Source organism: uncultured Mesonia sp., from assembly GCA_947499595.1.
Taxonomy (GTDB): Bacteria; Bacteroidota; Bacteroidia; order Flavobacteriales; family Flavobacteriaceae; genus Mesonia; species Mesonia sediminis.
The window spans coordinates 47,510-64,632 of sequence record CANMOY010000005.1 but is presented as its reverse complement, the minus strand read 5'-3'; the positions used below and the strand labels follow the sequence as shown (position 1 = coordinate 64,632).

At 38.2% G+C, this 17,123-nt stretch carries 17 protein-coding genes and 1 tRNA gene; 8 read left to right on the top strand and 10 right to left on the bottom strand.

The features are described 5' to 3' along the window. Positions 1 to 59: 59 nt before the first annotated feature. The 7 genes from trmB (at position 60) to ACH2AZ_RS07380 (ending at position 4,670) form a co-directional block, all read left to right on the top strand. The gene (gene trmB / locus ACH2AZ_RS07410; protein WP_394907440.1) at positions 60 to 734 is read left to right on the top strand and encodes a tRNA (guanosine(46)-N7)-methyltransferase TrmB; all 675 of its coding nucleotides are present in this window, start codon (positions 60 to 62) and stop codon (positions 732 to 734) included. Positions 735 to 737: 3 nt separating this feature from the next. After that, positions 738 to 1,358 carry a LysE family translocator gene (locus ACH2AZ_RS07405; protein WP_394907316.1) on the top strand — a complete coding sequence of 207 codons (621 nt, stop codon included), beginning with the start codon at positions 738 to 740 and terminating at the stop codon, positions 1,356 to 1,358. 10 nt (positions 1,359 to 1,368) lie between these two features. Further along, on the top strand, positions 1,369 to 1,704 hold the full coding sequence (locus tag ACH2AZ_RS07400; RefSeq protein WP_394907315.1) for an MGMT family protein: 336 nt from the start codon (positions 1,369 to 1,371) through the stop codon (positions 1,702 to 1,704). Between the two features lie 100 nt (positions 1,705 to 1,804). Next, positions 1,805 to 2,938 (top strand): P-loop NTPase, encoded by a 1,134-nt coding sequence (locus ACH2AZ_RS07395; protein ID WP_394907314.1) that lies wholly within the window; start codon positions 1,805 to 1,807, stop codon positions 2,936 to 2,938. An 8-nt stretch (positions 2,939 to 2,946) separates the two neighbouring features. Further along, positions 2,947 to 3,201 carry a NifU family protein gene (locus ACH2AZ_RS07390; protein ID WP_147862316.1) on the top strand — a complete coding sequence of 85 codons (255 nt, stop codon included), beginning with the start codon at positions 2,947 to 2,949 and terminating at the stop codon, positions 3,199 to 3,201. 68 nt (positions 3,202 to 3,269) lie between these two features. Continuing rightward, positions 3,270 to 4,331, top strand: a complete 1,062-nt coding sequence (locus ACH2AZ_RS07385) for an NAD(P)/FAD-dependent oxidoreductase (RefSeq protein WP_394907313.1) — start codon at positions 3,270 to 3,272, stop codon at positions 4,329 to 4,331. A gap of 3 nt (positions 4,332 to 4,334) precedes the next feature. Continuing rightward, positions 4,335 to 4,670: a ferredoxin gene (locus tag ACH2AZ_RS07380; protein ID WP_379048052.1), complete on the top strand. Its 336-nt coding sequence runs from the start codon at positions 4,335 to 4,337 to the stop codon at positions 4,668 to 4,670. A gap of 216 nt (positions 4,671 to 4,886) precedes the next feature. On the opposite strand, the gene ACH2AZ_RS07375 is transcribed toward ACH2AZ_RS07380, so the two are convergent. From ACH2AZ_RS07375 to ACH2AZ_RS07355, 5 genes are all read right to left on the bottom strand, one after another. After that, complete coding sequence (locus tag ACH2AZ_RS07375; protein ID WP_379048055.1) at positions 4,887 to 6,065, bottom strand: acyl-CoA dehydrogenase family protein; 1,179 nt, start codon at positions 6,063 to 6,065, stop codon at positions 4,887 to 4,889. Between the two features lie 234 nt (positions 6,066 to 6,299). Further along, complete coding sequence (locus ACH2AZ_RS07370) at positions 6,300 to 6,431, bottom strand: hypothetical protein (RefSeq protein WP_394907312.1); 132 nt, start codon at positions 6,429 to 6,431, stop codon at positions 6,300 to 6,302. Positions 6,432 to 7,254: 823 nt separating this feature from the next. After that, positions 7,255 to 7,977 carry a tRNA1(Val) (adenine(37)-N6)-methyltransferase gene (locus tag ACH2AZ_RS07365; protein ID WP_394907311.1) on the bottom strand — a complete coding sequence of 241 codons (723 nt, stop codon included), beginning with the start codon at positions 7,975 to 7,977 and terminating at the stop codon, positions 7,255 to 7,257. A gap of 39 nt (positions 7,978 to 8,016) precedes the next feature. Beyond that, positions 8,017 to 8,541 carry a ribosome maturation factor RimM gene (gene rimM / locus ACH2AZ_RS07360; protein ID WP_394907310.1) on the bottom strand — a complete coding sequence of 175 codons (525 nt, stop codon included), beginning with the start codon at positions 8,539 to 8,541 and terminating at the stop codon, positions 8,017 to 8,019. Positions 8,542 to 8,558: 17 nt separating this feature from the next. After that, positions 8,559 to 9,101 carry a 30S ribosomal protein S16 gene (locus ACH2AZ_RS07355; RefSeq protein ID WP_394907309.1) on the bottom strand — a complete coding sequence of 181 codons (543 nt, stop codon included), beginning with the start codon at positions 9,099 to 9,101 and terminating at the stop codon, positions 8,559 to 8,561. Between the two features lie 134 nt (positions 9,102 to 9,235). Between ACH2AZ_RS07355 and ACH2AZ_RS07350 the strand changes: the two genes are divergently transcribed. Then, positions 9,236 to 9,907 (top strand): DUF6252 family protein, encoded by a 672-nt coding sequence (locus ACH2AZ_RS07350; RefSeq protein WP_394907308.1) that lies wholly within the window; start codon positions 9,236 to 9,238, stop codon positions 9,905 to 9,907. Positions 9,908 to 10,492: 585 nt separating this feature from the next. Here the strand turns inward: ACH2AZ_RS07350 and ACH2AZ_RS07345 are convergent. The 5 genes from ACH2AZ_RS07345 to dnaE all read right to left on the bottom strand — a co-directional run bounded on the left by ACH2AZ_RS07345 (position 10,493) and on the right by dnaE (position 16,982). Further along, on the bottom strand, positions 10,493 to 10,756 hold the full coding sequence (locus tag ACH2AZ_RS07345; protein WP_394907307.1) for a GIY-YIG nuclease family protein: 264 nt from the start codon (positions 10,754 to 10,756) through the stop codon (positions 10,493 to 10,495). A gap of 147 nt (positions 10,757 to 10,903) precedes the next feature. Beyond that, positions 10,904 to 10,977: transfer RNA gene (locus tag ACH2AZ_RS07340), tRNA-Asp, on the bottom strand. A 137-nt stretch (positions 10,978 to 11,114) separates the two neighbouring features. Beyond that, positions 11,115 to 12,044 (bottom strand): DUF58 domain-containing protein, encoded by a 930-nt coding sequence (locus ACH2AZ_RS07335; protein WP_394907306.1) that lies wholly within the window; start codon positions 12,042 to 12,044, stop codon positions 11,115 to 11,117. Positions 12,045 to 12,118: 74 nt separating this feature from the next. After that, complete coding sequence (gene trxA / locus ACH2AZ_RS07330; RefSeq protein WP_379048076.1) at positions 12,119 to 12,436, bottom strand: thioredoxin; 318 nt, start codon at positions 12,434 to 12,436, stop codon at positions 12,119 to 12,121. 172 nt (positions 12,437 to 12,608) lie between these two features. Continuing rightward, entirely contained in the window at positions 12,609 to 16,982 is a 4,374-nt protein-coding gene (dnaE, locus tag ACH2AZ_RS07325) for a DNA polymerase III subunit alpha (protein WP_394907305.1), read from the bottom strand. Positions 16,983 to 17,123: the final 141 nt, after the last annotated feature.

The window sequence follows — 17,123 nt, the reverse complement described above, 5'->3', positions numbered from 1 at the left end:
GAAAACAATTCTTAAAGCTGCGTATAATTTGTTTAATTTTGCCAAAAATTAATGCAGCAGTGGGAAGCAAAAATAAATTAAAAAGATTTAGAGAAAACGAAAGTTTTGAAAATGTAATACAACCAAGTCGAGAAGAGATTACCTCGGGTAACTTTAAATACCAAGGCAATTGGAAATCAGATTTCTTTAAAAATGATTTACCCTTAGTGCTGGAATTAGGTTGTGGAAAAGGAGAATATTGTTTAGGACTCTCGGCGATGTATCCCGAAAAAAACTTCTTGGGTATTGATATTAAAGGCGCGCGTTTTTGGCGTGGGGCCAAAACCGCCTTAACGGAAAACAACACACGGGTTGGTTTTTTACGTACGCAAATCGAATTAATAGATCAAATTTTTGCACCCGGAGAGGTTGATGAAATTTGGATTACCTTTCCAGATCCGCAAATAAAATACAAGCGTACTAAGCACCGCTTAACCAATACAGAATTTCTGCAGAAATATAAAGGAATTTTAAAAGAAGATGGCGTTGTAAACCTTAAAACAGATAGTGAGTTTATGCACGGCTATACTTTAGGTCTACTACACGGAGAAGGGCACGAGATTATCGAAGCCAATCACGATGTGTATAAAAATGAATACAGTGCACCAGAAGTGGTAGGTATACAGACCTTCTATGAAAAACAATATCTTGAAAAAAACAAACCAATTACGTATATTCGATTTAAGATAAACTAAGATTTGTTAGACACGGCCCAATTTATTGTAATCACTTATTTTGCTGCCATGGTGGGCGTTATTCCTCCGGGATTAGTTAATATGACGGTGGCAAAAACTTGTGTTAACAAAGGTAAACGCAGTGGTTTACGGGTAGCTGTGGGAGCTTCCTTAGTTGTTTTTTTTCAAGCTTTGGTAGCCATTCTAATGGCCAAATACATATTTAATCATCCTTATGTTCAAAAGATGATTTTGCGAGCAGGTCTAGTGGTTTTCTTGATTATGGGCGTTTATTTTTTTATAGCCGCACGCAAACCCAATAAAAAGGTAGCCCTTAAAAAACAAGAATCAACCCGCAATCTGGTAAAAGGTATGATGATTGCTGCTGTAAACGTGTTTCCTATACCCTATTTTGTAACCATAAGTGCCGCCTTTCACGCAGATGATTTTAATTTTAGCCGTACGACCATAGTTCTTTTTGCTTTAGCTGCCAGTTTAGGAACTTTCACTACTTTGTATATGTATGTGGTTTCTTTTATGAAAATAGAAAAACACAATCAGTCTTTCTCTAAATACAGCAATTACTTTATGGCTGGATTAATGTTTATTTTGGTCGTAATTACTTTACTCCGAATTTTTTATTAAGTAAAAAACTATGGCGCAAAGCGATTTTTATGAACGCGTTTACCATATGACTCGTCAAATACCCTACGGGCGAGTAACCTCCTATGGCGCCATAGCCAAAGCTATTGGTTCGCCTAAAAGTGCTCGGGTGGTAGGTTATGCTTTAAATGCCAGTGCCGGCAATATAGATATTCCAGCTCATCGTGTAGTCAATAGAAACGGAATGCTCACAGGTAAAGCTCATTTTATGGGTTCTCAAGCCATGCAAGCCCAGCTTGAAGCAGAAGGAATTAGCGTTAAAAACAACCAAGTGCATAACTTTCAAAAGTATTTTTGGCAGCCTCCTATGTTGTCTTTAGATAATTAATAAATGCCTCTTAAAGGGCTTTATAGTTAGAAGCTTAAATCTTATATTTGCATTTAGACTTAATCCAAATTAAGTGCTCATTATAAAATAGATATACTTCATGAAATTAAATAAACAAGATATTTATAAGGCCCTAGAAAAAATAAGCGTTTCTGGTGAAGGCCAAAATATGGTAGAGAGTGGTGCAGTAAAGAACATCGTTACTTTTGGTGATGAGGTTGTGGTCGATCTTGAGTTGACCACACCGGCTTTGCACATAAAAAAACGAGCAGAGGTAGATGTGATGAAGGCAATTCATGAACATGTGTATGCCAAAGCTAAGGTAAAAGTGAACGTGAAAGTAAACGCTCCTTCTAAACCAAAAAATGAAATTAAAGGTAAACCTATACCCGGTATTAAAAATATTGTTGCGGTGGCATCTGGTAAAGGTGGGGTAGGTAAATCTACTGTTACCGCTAACCTAGCGGTTAGTTTAGCCAGTAAAGGATTTAAAGTGGGTCTGCTTGACGCGGATATTTATGGCCCTTCGGCAACCATTATGTTTGACGTAGAACGCGAAAGACCGCTGTCTGTACAAGTCAATGGTAAATCTAAGATGAAGCCAGTTGAAAATCACGGAGTAAAAATTCTTTCAATAGGATTTTTTACCCAACCCAACCAAGCGGTAATCTGGCGCGGACCTATGGCGGCGAAAGCTTTAAACCAAATGATCTTTGATGCCGATTGGGGTGAGCTTGATTTTCTTTTAATCGATTTGCCTCCAGGTACAGGAGATATCCACTTGTCTATCATGCAATCTTTACCTATTACAGGAGCAGTAATGGTAAGCACACCGCAAAATGTAGCATTGGCCGATGCAAAAAAGGGTGTGGCGATGTTCAGACAAGAAAGTATCAATGTTCCTGTTATCGGTATAGTTGAAAATATGGCCTATTTTACGCCTGAAGAATTACCAGACAATAAATATTACATCTTCGGAAAACACGGAGCTAAAAACTTAGCAGAAGACCTAGAAATTCCTTTTTTAGGAGAACTTCCGTTGGTGCAAAGTATTCGTGAAGCTGGCGACATAGGTAGACCGGCTGCGTTACAGAAAGAAACGCCAAGCGCTCAAGCAATTGAGGCTATTACCAAGCAGGTAGTGCAAGAAACCGTAGCAAGAAACGAAGGATTGCCACCTACCGAAGCTATCAAAATAACCACTATGGCAGGTTGCAGTGCTGTAAAAAAATAGGAAAGAGAATGAATTTAGAACTTAGGAAAAAGGTAGAAAAGGCACTAGAAGAAATTAGACCTTTCTTAAAGAATGACGGGGGAGATATTTCTTTGCTTGATATCGACGAAAAAGAAAATATAGTGCGCGTGCAACTTGAAGGAGCTTGCGTGGGTTGTAGTGTAAATCAAATGACTTTAAAATCTGGAGTAGAAATGACCATCAAAAAATATGCTCCGCAAATTGATAAAGTAATCAACGTTGCTCCCGAATTATCAAATTGATAATTGTCATTCTTTGTCAAATCTATAACCGCTAATTTTGTATAAAGTACTAAGCGATTAAATAAGCTATGATTAAAACAGATATTCTTATAATCGGTGCAGGTCCAACCGGACTTTTTACCGTATTTGAAGCCGGTTTACTCAAATTAAAATGCCACTTGATAGATGCTTTGCCACAGCCTGGCGGGCAATGTGCAGAAATATATCCCAAAAAACCTATTTACGATATTCCAGCTTTTCCCGAGGTTTTAGCCGGAGATTTAGTAGATAACTTGATGGAGCAAATCAAACCTTTTGAACCCGGTTTTACGCTGGGAGAACGTGCAGATACCATCGAAAAATTAGACGATGGTACTTTTATCGTAACAACCAATAAAGGTACAAAACACCACGCTCCCGTGGTGGCTATTGCAGGTGGTCTAGGTAGTTTTGAGCCTCGTAAACCCTTGATTGAAAATTTAGGGCATTACGAAGATAAAGGCGTTCGCTATATGATTAAAGACCCCGAGTTTTACCGTGATAAAAAAGTAGTCATCGCAGGGGGTGGCGATTCGGCTTTAGATTGGTGTATCTTCTTAGCCGATGTGGCAGAAGAGGTGACTTTAGTGCACCGAAGAAATGAATTTAGAGGGGCTTTAGATTCTGTTGATAAGGTGAAGGAATTAAAAGATTTGGGAAAAATCAATTTGATTACCCCAGCCGAAATTGTACAGTTGGAAGGTGAAAACCATCTCGAGGCGGTACTTATAAGAAAAAGCAACGAGGCGAAAGAAGAATTTTGGTTGCCAGTAGATGAGTTTATTCCTCTCTTTGGCTTGTCTCCAAAACTTGGACCTATAGCTGATTGGGGATTAGAAATAGAGAAAAATGCGATTAAGGTTGACAATAGCCTCGATTACCAAACCAATATTCCTGGTATATACGCTATTGGCGATGTAAATACCTATCCTGGTAAATTAAAACTGATTCTTTGTGGTTTTCACGAAGCTACTCTAATGTGCCAAAGTGCATACCAACGTATTTTTCCCGATAAAAAATACGTAATGAAATATACAACTGTAGGAGGAGTTACTGGTTTTGATGGTAGCAAAAAAGAAGCCCCCAAAGCTGTAGTAAAGGCAATAAATTAAGTTATGAATCCAGATATAAATATAATTATTACAGATCGTGAGGGTCAAAAACACGAAGTGGTAGCCCCAACCGATATGAATATGAACATTATGGAGCTAGTTCGTTCGTATGAGTTGGCTCCTGAAGGTACTATTGGTGTTTGCGGAGGAATGGCCATGTGTGCCTCTTGCCAATGCTATATTTTAACGCCTCAAATTGAGTTGCCAGATATGCAGGATGATGAAGAAGCCATGCTCTCGGAAGCATTTTATACGAAAGAAAACAGCCGTTTGGGTTGTCAAATACAACTTACTCCAGAGATGGAGGGATTAGAAATAGAATTAGCACCAGAGTCTTAACTACCACTTTTGTTGGTGATTGACTGAAATAAATATGGAATTTTATAAAGGTCGTTATTAAAAAATAACGACCTTTTTATTTTATGGAGACCTAAAAAGTGATTCTTCTATATTTTATCAGCTGCTCTATTAAATTATATTTCCACCAATAAGCACATAAACAAGAGGCAAGGGTTTCAGCCTTGCCTCTTTATTTAGGTTTTATGTAAGATTCGACTATTTAAAAGCTGGGATTCCTGTTATATCGGCACCGGTAATTAAAAGGTGAATATCGTGCGTTCCTTCGTAGGTGATAACACTTTCTAAATTCATCATATGACGCATTATGCTGTATTCTCCTGTTATTCCCATGCCACCTAGCATTTGTCTAGCTTCACGTGCAATATTAATAGCCATTTCAACATTGTTTCTTTTGGCCATTGATATTTGCGCTGTAGTCGCTCGATCTTCGTTTTTAAGTTGTCCCAAACGCAAAGCCATTAGTTGAGCCTTGGTAATTTCGGTAATCATTTCGGCAAGCTTCTTTTGTTGCAACTGAAAGCTGGCAATAGGTTTACCAAATTGTATACGCTCTTTGGCATAGCGCAAAGCCGTATCATAGCAATCCATTGCGGCACCAATTGCGCCCCACGAAATTCCGTATCGAGCAGAATCTAAACAACCAAGTGGAGCCCCTAAACCAGATTTATTGGGTAATAAATTCTCTTTAGGTACTTTTACGTCTTGAAATATAAGCTCTCCGGTGGCAGATGCACGAAGCGACCATTTATTATGTGTTTCGGGAGTACTAAAGCCTTCCATACCACGCTCTACTATAAGTCCGTGAATGCGGCCTTCTTCATTTTTAGCCCATACTACGGCTACGTCACAAAATGGCGAGTTAGAAATCCACATTTTGGCTCCATTTAATAAATAATGGTCGCCCATATCTTTGTAGTTGGTAGTCATCCCTCCAGGGTTAGATCCGTGGTCAGGTTCAGTAAGACCAAAACTTCCCATCCATTCGCCACTGGCCAATTTGGGTAAATACTTTTGACGTTGCTCTTCGGTACCGTATTTAAAAATAGGGTACATCACCAAAGAAGATTGCACCGAGGCCGTAGAACGCACACCACTGTCTCCTCGTTCAATTTCTTGCATGATTAAGCCGTATGAAATTTGATCTAAGCCCGCACCGCCATACTCAGCCGGAATATAAGGACCAAAAGCACCAATTTCGGCTAGACCTTTAATAATTGATTTTGGGAATTCTGCCTTTTGAGCGGCATCTTCTATAATTGGCGACACCTCTTTTTTAACCCAGTCTCGGGCGGCAGTACGTACCATTTTGTGTTCGTCGCTAAGCAAATCATCTATTTGGTAATAATCAGGGGCTTGAAATAAATCGGGTTTCATAGGTTTATTTTGTTTTTTTGGTAGCCGTAAAGTTAACCAAATCAAGCCGACTGGGCAATAAAATGGGTTGAATAAATTAGTGCTTTGCAGTAAAGGTATTTAAGCGAATGTGCTCTTTCCAGACCAATCTTAATTCGCTATAAGTTGTATTAAAATTTTGACTTTAAGAAAGAAAATTCTTTGCTTATGGGTTATTTTAGGAAATCCGCTAGGGGAAAACCAAACCATTTTTAGTTAATCTTTTATTTTTTTAAGTATATTAAGATCAGTCATAACTTCAAAGAAAAGCTCATTGGCAATAAGGGTGTCACTTGTAATTTCAATTTTATATTTACCTAATTCTTTTGGTGGAATGTATTTTTTCAAAGAATCTTCTTGGGTAAAAGAATTAATCTCTGCAGCATTATAAATATAGCTTGTATCGTTAACCTTAGCCTAGGGGTAATCGATATTAAAAAGTGATTTTTCACGCCATTTTACCGAGGTGTTGTTTTTATACTCTCTTGCTTTTACTTCATGATTTGTAAAGGAAACATCACTTAAGGTGGCTTTTATATTGTTTAATATGTTAAATAAAATAGCAAGAGTAATAGAATAATTAAGGGTTAACCAACTAAGCAAAAAAACTGTAGCTAATAAATAAATTCTCCCAATTCAAAATGTCATCAGCAAAATGAAGAAATGCAAATAAAAGGCTATTGATTAAGGCGAAGATTGCGATTTGAAAATTAGCAGAATATTTTGCTTTAAAATTAGGTGATAAATATATCGACAGCATTAAAGTGAAGAACAACCACGTGAATCAATCGTAGAGACTTTCATGAAATAGGATAACCATTAGAATCAAAAAGCATAGAAGACTAATTGCCTTAATATACTTGTTTTTGATCAATGTCCCGCAAAATGCTAGCTCTTCAAATATAGGTATAAGAAGAACATAGGCGAAAATCTAGGTTTGATTTTATAATTTCAAAATCATAAAGGTAGCTTTTACCCATATTAAGCCATATTGCCTTTATTATAAAAAACTGACAGAAAAGTATTCCTGCCAGAAGCAATAACCAAATTCATTTTTTGCTTCTAAAGTAATTTGTTATAAAACGCATATAAAGAATCTTTATTTAACAGCAAATAAATCAAATAAATCTGCCATATAAAACACAAAACAGTAAACTAAACTTCTCTTGCCTTACATTTTCAAATAAAAATCTTGTACTAGCTTTTTATAGGCTTGGGTGTACTGATGCCTTTTGGTCTCTATAGTCAACTCGTCTTTTTCTGGTGTTTGCTCTGAGGTGAAACCAAACTGTAGCAAACAGCGTTTGATGGGACTGTCTTTATTGCCTTTTACAAAAGTTACTTTTTGTAGATGCAGTTGCTCTGATTCCGCGAAAGCGAGGAAAGCATCAAAATGTTTAAACGGAATAATGGTGCAAAAAATACCCTCTTCTGAAAGTAATTGGGAAGTGTGTTTTAATAACTCTTGAAAAGGAAGAGCATCTGTAAAACGGGCTTGGTTGCGCGAGGTATTTTTTGATTTGTAGTTTTCTTCATAAAACGGTGGATTACTCACAATTAAATCATAGGTGTCTTCTATTTCGGCTGCAAATTCATCTAAGCTAGCGTGATAACAAAAAAGTCGGTCGTTCCAGTCACTGGCTTCAAAATTATCGACACATTGCTCATAAGCATTTGCTTCGATTTCAATGGCGTCTATGATTTCTGCGTTGCTTCGTTGTGCTAGCATCAAAGCGATGACACCAGTTCCTGCCCCAATATCGAGTACAGAAAAAGGATTTTGGGAAATGCTTGCCCAAGCACCCAGCAATACGCCATCTGTGCCAATTTTCATAGCACAGCGGTCTTGCGCTACACTAAATGCTTTAAATTTAAATGCTCTTTCGGGGTTCATACGCTTTGCGGTTAAGTTAATAAATCCGCTTAAAGCGAATTACAAATACAAATCTAATAAACCGGGAGGAGTTTCTAGATGTATTTTTTTATTGACTTTGTCTACCTGCTTCAAGAAATGATCGTGAATAGGAACTAAGATTTCTTTACCTTGAAAGGAGATCTCGAACAGGGCTTGAGCGGTGGTATCATTTACACCCGTAATCTTACCAATAGGCCCTAATTGATTGTCGATTACCTCAAAACCAATGATTTCGTGATAGTAAAACTGGTCCTCTTTTAATTCGGGTAAAAAATTTAGAGGGAGGTAAACTTCTTTTTTTAGTAAGGCATCGGCATCTTCCTCGTTATTCACGTCTTCTAATTTGAGGCGTAGCAGCTGACTTTTTTGTAGGGAGGATTTTTCAATAAAAAATGGAATCAATCGCTTGTGTTTTTCTACAAGGATTGATTCCATTTCAAGAAAACTTTCGGGATCATCGGTGTCTAGTTTAACCAGTACCTCTCCCTTAAAACTAAATTTACTTACGATTTTGCCTACATAAAAACAATCTTCTTTACGCATACCGTAAGCAAGTAAAATTAATCTTCTTTAGTCTCTTCTGTTTCTTCGCTAGCTTCTTCGGCCTGAGCTTCTGCTTCGGCAGCCTTTGCGGCAGCTTCGGCTTCATCTACAGCGGCTTTTGCTTCTGCTTCGCGCTTCTCATTTACCTCTTTTTCTGCAGCAAGCGCTTGAGCTTTAGCTTCTTGGTCGGCTTTTGAGATAGAATCTTTTTTGGCATCGATACGGTTTGCTTTATCTTCTAACCAAGCGTTGAATTTCTTCTCTGCTTCTTCTTCGGTTAAAGCACCTTTACGAACACCTACCATTAAATGGTTTTTTAATAAAGCACCTTTGTAAGAAAGAATGTTTCTTGCTGTGCTTGTGGGTTGAGCTCCGTTTTGAAGCCACTCTACAGCTTTGTCTACGTTTAATTCGATAGTAGCCGGATTAGAAACCGGGTTGTAAATACCAATTTTTTCTAAGTATTTACCATCTCTTTTAGCACGTGCATCTGCTGCAACGATCCAGTAAAAAGGCTTACCTTTTTTACCGTGTCTTTGTAATCTTATTTTTACTGACATAAAAATTAAATTTTGAGGTTCTCGACCTCGATTATTAATAATTTGGCAAAGATACGAGATATTTTTTTTCTGCGATTAATTTAGTTCTTAATTTTTATTATAAATTTGCAGGTGTACCCAATAACTTTAAACTTATGAAAAAATTTTTCTTACTTAATTTAATGGCTTTGTTTTTAGTGAGCTGTGGCGATGATGTAGAATCTAATGCTCCCTCTATTCAAGGAGAATTAGAAGGCGTCTTTTTTAGAACCTCTACTTCTTATGCTGATGTAGCTACCGATAATTCACTGCAAATTGTGGGGAACACAGCCGATGAAACCATTACTTTAAACACAGAGAATTTTAAAGTTGGTAATTACTTGATAACACCAGAAGGTAGAAATTCGGCTAGTTTTATGACTTTTGACGGAGAGTTCTTTACCACCTCAGAAGCTAACGGTGAGGGAATGATTAGCATTACCCGTAACGAAAATGGAAGTGTATCTGGTGAGTTTTACTTCAATGCCATTTCTGAAATAGATGGGGATACGCTAAACTTTTCTAAGGGTTATTTCTTTGAGGTTCCTTTTACTAGTGTAGGAGGAGGAGAAGAGCCAGGTCCAGAACCTAGCGTTACCTGCGAAGAAGCGCAAACCACATCAAACCAATCTAGGGTGTTATTTGAAAACACCAACCCTAATAATCCAAATTACTCCGCCATTTGCCAACAGTATGCGGTGGCCTTAGAGCAAGAAAAAGCAGCTTGTGGGGATGAAGATGGTAGTATTCAAGATAAAATTGATGCGCTGCCTTGTTCGGCTCAGTAAAATACTGCACATTTATAAAAATTAAAAAACCTCCATTTGGAGGTTTTTTTTGTGTTTATAATAGTCTGAAAAGTATAATTAACAAGAGTAAGAAAACTCGAATTTTTCTTATTTCGTCTCGAAAAATTATTTGCTTAAAAACCCTGAAAATGTTCTTGATCCAAAATGTCCTTGATCCCCTTAAAAGTTGACTTTTAACTTTATCAGCCCTAAACTAAAAAAAGCCTCTCCTTAAAAGAAAGGAAAAGCTCTTCATTGGTTACATACCAATTAAACAATATAATGTCATCTTCAAACTTGTTCATTTTCCGTTCTATTTTCTTATTCATAATTTCCATAGCAAAAGCTATGCAAATCATTCATAGCGTCATAGAACAAAAAAGCAACTGCGTTTTCTGGAAAACATTATAAAATTAAATTGGTATACTACTTAAACCGAGATGCCAAACAATCGCTTGACATACGCAACACAACTTCGCAAAAAAAAGCCTCAATGAAAATTGAAGCTTTTTTTATTGTCGCCAAATCTTTAGGGGAAGACTCGAACTCGTCCCCAAGTTTACTTGGGGATGACCGGCAGGTATTCTATATCAGTTCATTTTTTGTTGATGCTATTAATTGTATGTTTTGAGATTTACTGTACTTCTTGATTTTTCTTTCTCGAATCAAAGCTTCTCGTTTAGTAGAAAAAGATTGTAGAAAAACTAAAACCCAGGGTCCTTTATTTTTGGTGAATCGGCCTTTGTTTTCGTTGTGTTGGTTTAGACGTTTTTCTGGTTGCGTTGAATATCCACGATAGTAGCTATCATAGGACTTCGAGTAGATTATATAAACAAAATATTTGATCATAAAAACTAAAAAAAGCCTCTCCTTAAAAGAAAGGAAAAGCTCTTCATTGGTTTAACTACTTAAACCGAGATGCCAAACAATCGCTTGACATACACAACACAACTTCGCAAAAAAAAGCCTCAATGAAAATTGAAGCTTTTTTTATTGCGGTCTGGACGAGACTCGAACTCGCGACCCCCTGCGTGACAGGCAGGTATTCTAACCAACTGAACTACCAGACCGTAACTCATTTTTTAGACTTTGTCTTGTCTGTATTGCGCTTCTTCAAAGCTTCAGCGCAATTGCGAGTGCAAATATAAGTGCTTTTATGGTTCGTGCAAAAAAAAACACAGCTTTTTTTGTATTTTTTTCAATAAAATCATTTAAAGCCTTGTCGTTCAATTAAATAAGTAATCAGTATTTTATGCAGATCTTTTTGAATATCTACAGTTTGGTACTGTATCTTGTTTTTTAAACACATTTGTTTAAACAGATTCTGGTAACTTTTCATCTGTTGGCGATAGGCTTCCTGTAATTGAGAGGGGTAAACCGCCAATTCCTCACCGGTTTCTACATCGGTAAATTTCTTAGGAGTATCTTCAAAATCAAAATCCATTTCTTTTGAGGCTTCTAAAGTATGAAACACAACGAGTTCATGTTTATTGTGATTCAAATGCCGTAAAGCAGCCAGGAGTTGTTCTTGATCTTCGTGGGCTTGTAATAAATCGGTAAAGAGAAATATCAAGGAACGACGTTTTACCTTTTCGGCAATTTGATGTAAAACCTCATAGGTGGCGGTTTTTTTGCGGCTTGAGCTAGGGGTAAGCATTTGCTCCAATTGATGTAAAAGCAGTTGAAAATGCCGTTCACTTCCTTTCTCAGGCAGGTAAAAATCGTAGGCATCGCTGTAAAGACTAAGCCCCATAGCGTCGCGTTGTTTTTTGAATAATTGCATTAAAGATGCCGTGGCTAAGGCTGCAAAACCAATTTTGTTGTACTCGCTTAAACTTTGCTTTTTTAAAGTCGGATAGTGCATGGAGCTCGATTGATCAATGATTACGTGACAACGCAAATTGGTCTCTTCTTCATACTTTTTGGTGTATAACCTATCGGTTTTGGCATAGAGTTTCCAATCAATGTGCTTCGTACTCTGCCCAGGATGGTAAAGCGTATGTTCTGCAAACTCGGCTGAAAAGCCGTGAAACGGACTCGCATGTAGCCCCGATATAAAGCCTTCAACTACTTTTTTAGCCAGCAAATCTAGACGCCCAAAACCGGGCCCGTTTTGTATCTGTTCTTGTAAATTCATAGCCCAACAATTTAATAAAAATAAAAAAGGTTTAGCCGATAAGCTAAACCTTTTTTATGAATTAAAGATAAAAATTATAAAAGCTCGTCAATTGCTTTAGTGTAAGTATCTTTTGGAGAAACTCCTACTTGTCTTCCTACTAATTCCCCTTTGTTAAAAACTAAAACGGTAGGTATATTTCTTACACCATACTTAGCAGCAAACTCTGTATTTGCATCTACGTCTACCTTTCCAACAACTGCTTTCCCTTCATATTCTTTACTGATTTCATCAATTACAGGTCCAACCATTCTACAAGGTCCACACCATGCTGCCCAGAAATCAACTAATACGGGCTTGTCGCTATTTAATACTTTTTCTTCAAAATTTGCGTCTGTAAGTTCTAATGCCATAATTTATATTTTTGTTGTTCTACAAATTTAGTCAATATTTTTATGTTTTCCCTACACCTTCTAAATTAGATTTTCCAATAGTCGTATATGCTTTATCAATACTCAAAAGCTGAAGGACAAAGCCATAGGCGGAGTTTTATATCTTTTTGTTCAAAGTAAATCAGCTTGACTGCTAATGCACTTTAAAATGCATATCTTTTGTCTTTAAACTGTCAAGCAATTCTCTATTGATGCTTAGCTTTCGACTCCGACTGGGCATTTGTAATTTAATTTTTTCTTTCAGTTCATAAACGATGAAATTAATATGCTTGTCACCAACATAGGTCGTGGTGAGTTGATCTAAATAGTCGATGGTATTTTTGTTTAACTGATCGATGTCAAGCTGTATGCTAATTTTCTTTGATAAATCGGGCAATACGTCTTGAAGCTGTTTAAACATATTAAATTGTATTCGCGGATCTCCCTTTTTTCCGGTTTCCCGATTGGTCCAGCCTTCTTTTACAAACAGACGGATGAACACAAAGTTATTGGGTAGTAAAAAATGCCTGAACTTAAGATATTCCTCACCAAATATTTTGAATTCATAAGAACCGTCATAATCTTCAATGGTAAAAATACCCCAACCTTTACCTGTCTTACTTGTGCGATGTTGAACTTCGCCACTTACAATTCCACCTATGCAGAGTTCTTTATTTACATAATATTCTAAGTGTTCTAATTTGTTCAGCGAAGCATTACAAAAATATTTTAATTCCCACTTAAAATCATCTAGTGGGTGTCCCGAAATGTAAATTCCCACCACCTCGCGTTCTTTTTTCAATTTCTCCATGGTACCCCAAGGTTCGCATGGCGGCACCTCAGGCTCGGGAATCTGTACTTCGCTGGCTTCACCAAACAGACTCACCTGAGCAGAATTTTGATTTTCTTGAAACTTGGCAGCGTATTTAATAACCTTTTCTAAAAAACTAATACCGTCTCCTGGGTCGTGAAAATATTGTGCTCTATGCGTGCCGCCAAAACTGTCAAACCCACCAGCCAAGGCTAGGTTCTCAAAGGCTTTTTTATTGGCTGCTCGTAAATCGATGCGTTTGGCCATATCAAAAATAGATCTATAAGCACCATCTTTTTTACGGTTGTCTACAATGGTTTTTACCGCTCCGGCGCCTACTCCTTTTACAGCTCCCATGCCAAAGCGAATTGCGTTTTGTTTGTTTACCGAAAACTTATAGTAGGATTCATTAACATCTGGACCCAATACGGCTAATTTCATACGCTGACATTCTTCCATAAAGAAGGTTACGTCTTTGATGTTATTCATATTATTAGATAAAACCGCTGCCATATATTCGGCCGGGTAATGCGCTTTCAGATAGGCCGTTTGGTAAGCGATCCAGGCATAGCAAGTAGAGTGCGACTTGTTAAAGGCGTAACTAGCGAAGGCTTCCCAGTCTTTCCAAATTTTCTCAAGCGTTTTTTGCGGATGTCCATTAGATGCACCGCCCTCCATAAATTTAGGCTTTAGGAGTTCGAGTTGGGCAAAAATCTTTTTCCCCATCGCCTTTCGCAATTTATCGGCTTCACCTTTAGAGAAGTTGGCTAGTTTTTGCGAGAGCAACATCACCTGCTCTTGGTAAACCGTAATTCCGTAGGTTTCTTGCAGGTACTCTTCCATATCGGGCAGGTCATAAGTAATTTCCTGCCGCCCGTGCTTACGGTCGATAAAATCAGGGATGTACTCCATAGGTCCTGGGCGGTACAAAGCGTTCATGGCAATGAGATCTTCAAACACTGTGGGTTTCAAGTTCTTCATATGCTTTTGCATCCCAGGCGATTCATATTGAAACACCCCAATGGTTTCTCCGCGTTGAAACAGTTCATAGGTTTTTTGGTCGTCAAGCGGAAAATTTTCTGGATCGAGATCTATATTGTGTCTTCCTTTTACAATTTTTACCGTGTCTTTGATCAGCGTAAGCGTCTTTAATCCCAAGAAATCCATCTTCAATAAGCCAGCATCTTCAACCACCGAGTTATCAAATTGGGTGACATATAAATCGGAATCTTTGGCTAGCGAAACGGGAACGTGATTGGTGATATCACTTGGGGTGATAATAACCCCACAAGCGTGAATACCGGTGTTTCTAACCGATCCTTCTAAGGTGCGCGCTAGGTTTACGGTTTCGGCCTCTAAGTCGTTACCGGCGGCAATATCAAAGAGCGATTTTATTTTTTCTACATCCTCACTGCGGTATTTTTTAGCAACTCCCTTTTCGTCTAAAGCGAATATTTTATACAGCTTAGACATATCGGGTACCAGCTTGGCAATTCTATCGGCTTCAGATAAAGGTAAATCCAATACCCTTGCTGTATCTCGAATAGACGATTTGGCGGCCATAGTACCGTAAGTGATTATTTGCGCAACTTGGTTGGCACCGTATTTATTGATTACATAGTCCATCACACGACCGCGACCCTCATCATCAAAATCAATATCAATATCGGGCATACTCACTCGATCAGGGTTTAGGAAACGCTCAAAAAGCAAGTCGTATTTAATAGGGTCTATATTAGTAATTTTCAGGCAGTATGCTACTGCACTACCGGCTGCCGAACCTCGTCCCGGGCCCACCGAAACGTCCATGTTTCGGGCCTCACGAATAAAATCTTCTACAATTAAGAAATATCCGGGATAACCGGTTTTTTCAATTACCGATAGTTCAAAATCAAGTCGCTCGCTTATTGATTCGGTAATTTCACCATAACGTTCTTTGGCGCCTTGGTAGGTGAGGTGACGCAAATAAGCATTTTCTCCACGTTTTTTATGATCTATCTCATCTTGTGGATCTTTGAATTCATCGGGAATATCAAAAGCAGGTAACAATACGTCTCGAGCTAAACCAAAGGGGGTTACCTTATCTACAATCTCTTGGGTGTTGCTTATGGCTTCGGGTATATCTTTAAAGAGGGCTTTCATCTCTTCGGCGCTCTTAAAATAATATTCTTGGTTGGGCAAACCATACCTATAGCCACGTCCTCGACCTATGGGGGTCGATTGTTTTTCACCATCTTTTACACAAAGTAATATATCGTGAGCATTAGCATCTTCTTTCTTTTCATAATAAGTGTTGTTGGTGGCTACAAGCTTTACATCGTGACGCTTGGCCATAGGGATTAAAATATCGTTTACACGGTTTTCATCCTCTTGTCCGTGGCGCATTACCTCAATATAAAAATCTTCTCCAAAAGTTTCTTTCCACCAAATAAGAGCTTCTTCGGCTTGTTTTTCACCTACATTTAGTATTTTTCCGGGCACCTCTCCGTAAAGGTTACCCGAAAGTACCATAACATCTTCTTTGTATTGCTCTATTATCTTTTTATCGATTCGCGGGACATAGTAAAACCCTTGGGTGTACGCAATAGAAGATAGCTTGGCTAAATTGTGGTAACCGTTTTTGTTTTTGGCAAGCAAAACAATTTGGTAACCGTTATCTTTTCTACTCTTATCTAAGTGGTCTTCGCAAACAAAGAATTCACAGCCTACAATAGGTTTTAAGGGTTTTTCTTGGCTTTCGCCGGATGCTTCTGCCGCTATTTTGGCGTTATGATTCTCTATAGCCGTTACAAAATGAAAGGCCCCCATCATATTGGCGTGATCGGTTAGGGCAACCGCAGGCATATTTTCTTTGGCTGCTGCTTTTACCAAGTCTTGCACACTCATGGTCGATTGCAAAATAGAAAACTGACTGTGGTTGTGTAGGTGGGTAAAAGAAACGGCCTCTAGCTCGGCTAGGTTTTCTTTGATTTGAGCCTGACTAATACCGGCATCGGGTGATTGCTGTTTTTGCTGCTTGCGCAATTGAGCCGAAGCCTTTTTTAAATTTACATGCTTTAAACCAATACCTTTTATTGGCTGTGGATTGGCGGTGGTATAAGCTTCAAAATACCCTGGTTGGGCATGCAACTCATCAAGGCTATATTGCTTGAGTCGTATTAATTCTAAAAAACAACGTGTGGTAGCTTCAACATCGGCTGTTGCATTATGTGCCTCGTTAAAGGCTTCTCCAAATAAATGCTCATGCAATTCGGTTAAAGTAGGAAGTTTAAACTTTCCTCCACGTCCGCCTGGAATTTGACACAATTGAGCTGTTTTTTCGGTACAGGTATCTAAAACCGGAAGTTGAGTAAGCTGTGTTTCTATGCCTAGGCGATGAAACTCGGCTCCCATAATATTGATGTCAAAACCCACATTTTGACCCACCAAAAATTTGGTTTGCCCGAGTGCTGTTTGAAAACGTTTTAATCCTTCTTCTAGCTCGATTCCTTGATCTTGGGCAAGTAGAGTAGAAATCCCGTGAATTTTTTCTGCATCAAACGGAATGTCAAATCCATCGGGTTGTATTAAAAAGTCTTCTTGTTCAATTAGATTCCCGCGTTCATCGTGCAATTGCCACGCGATCTGTATGGCTCTAGGCCAATTGTCGGTATCGGTTATGGGGGCATCCCAGCGTTTGGGTAAACCGGTTGTTTCGGTATCAAAAATTAAATACATAGCGGTGGTGTTGAGAGCTAAAATCTTGGCTTAAACTTACATTTATTTATGGGCTTCGAAAAAAAATAAAGCAATTTTTTATAAACAAAAAAGTAAGTTCTATGCGCCGCGTTAATACATACTTAATTCAAGGATGATAGC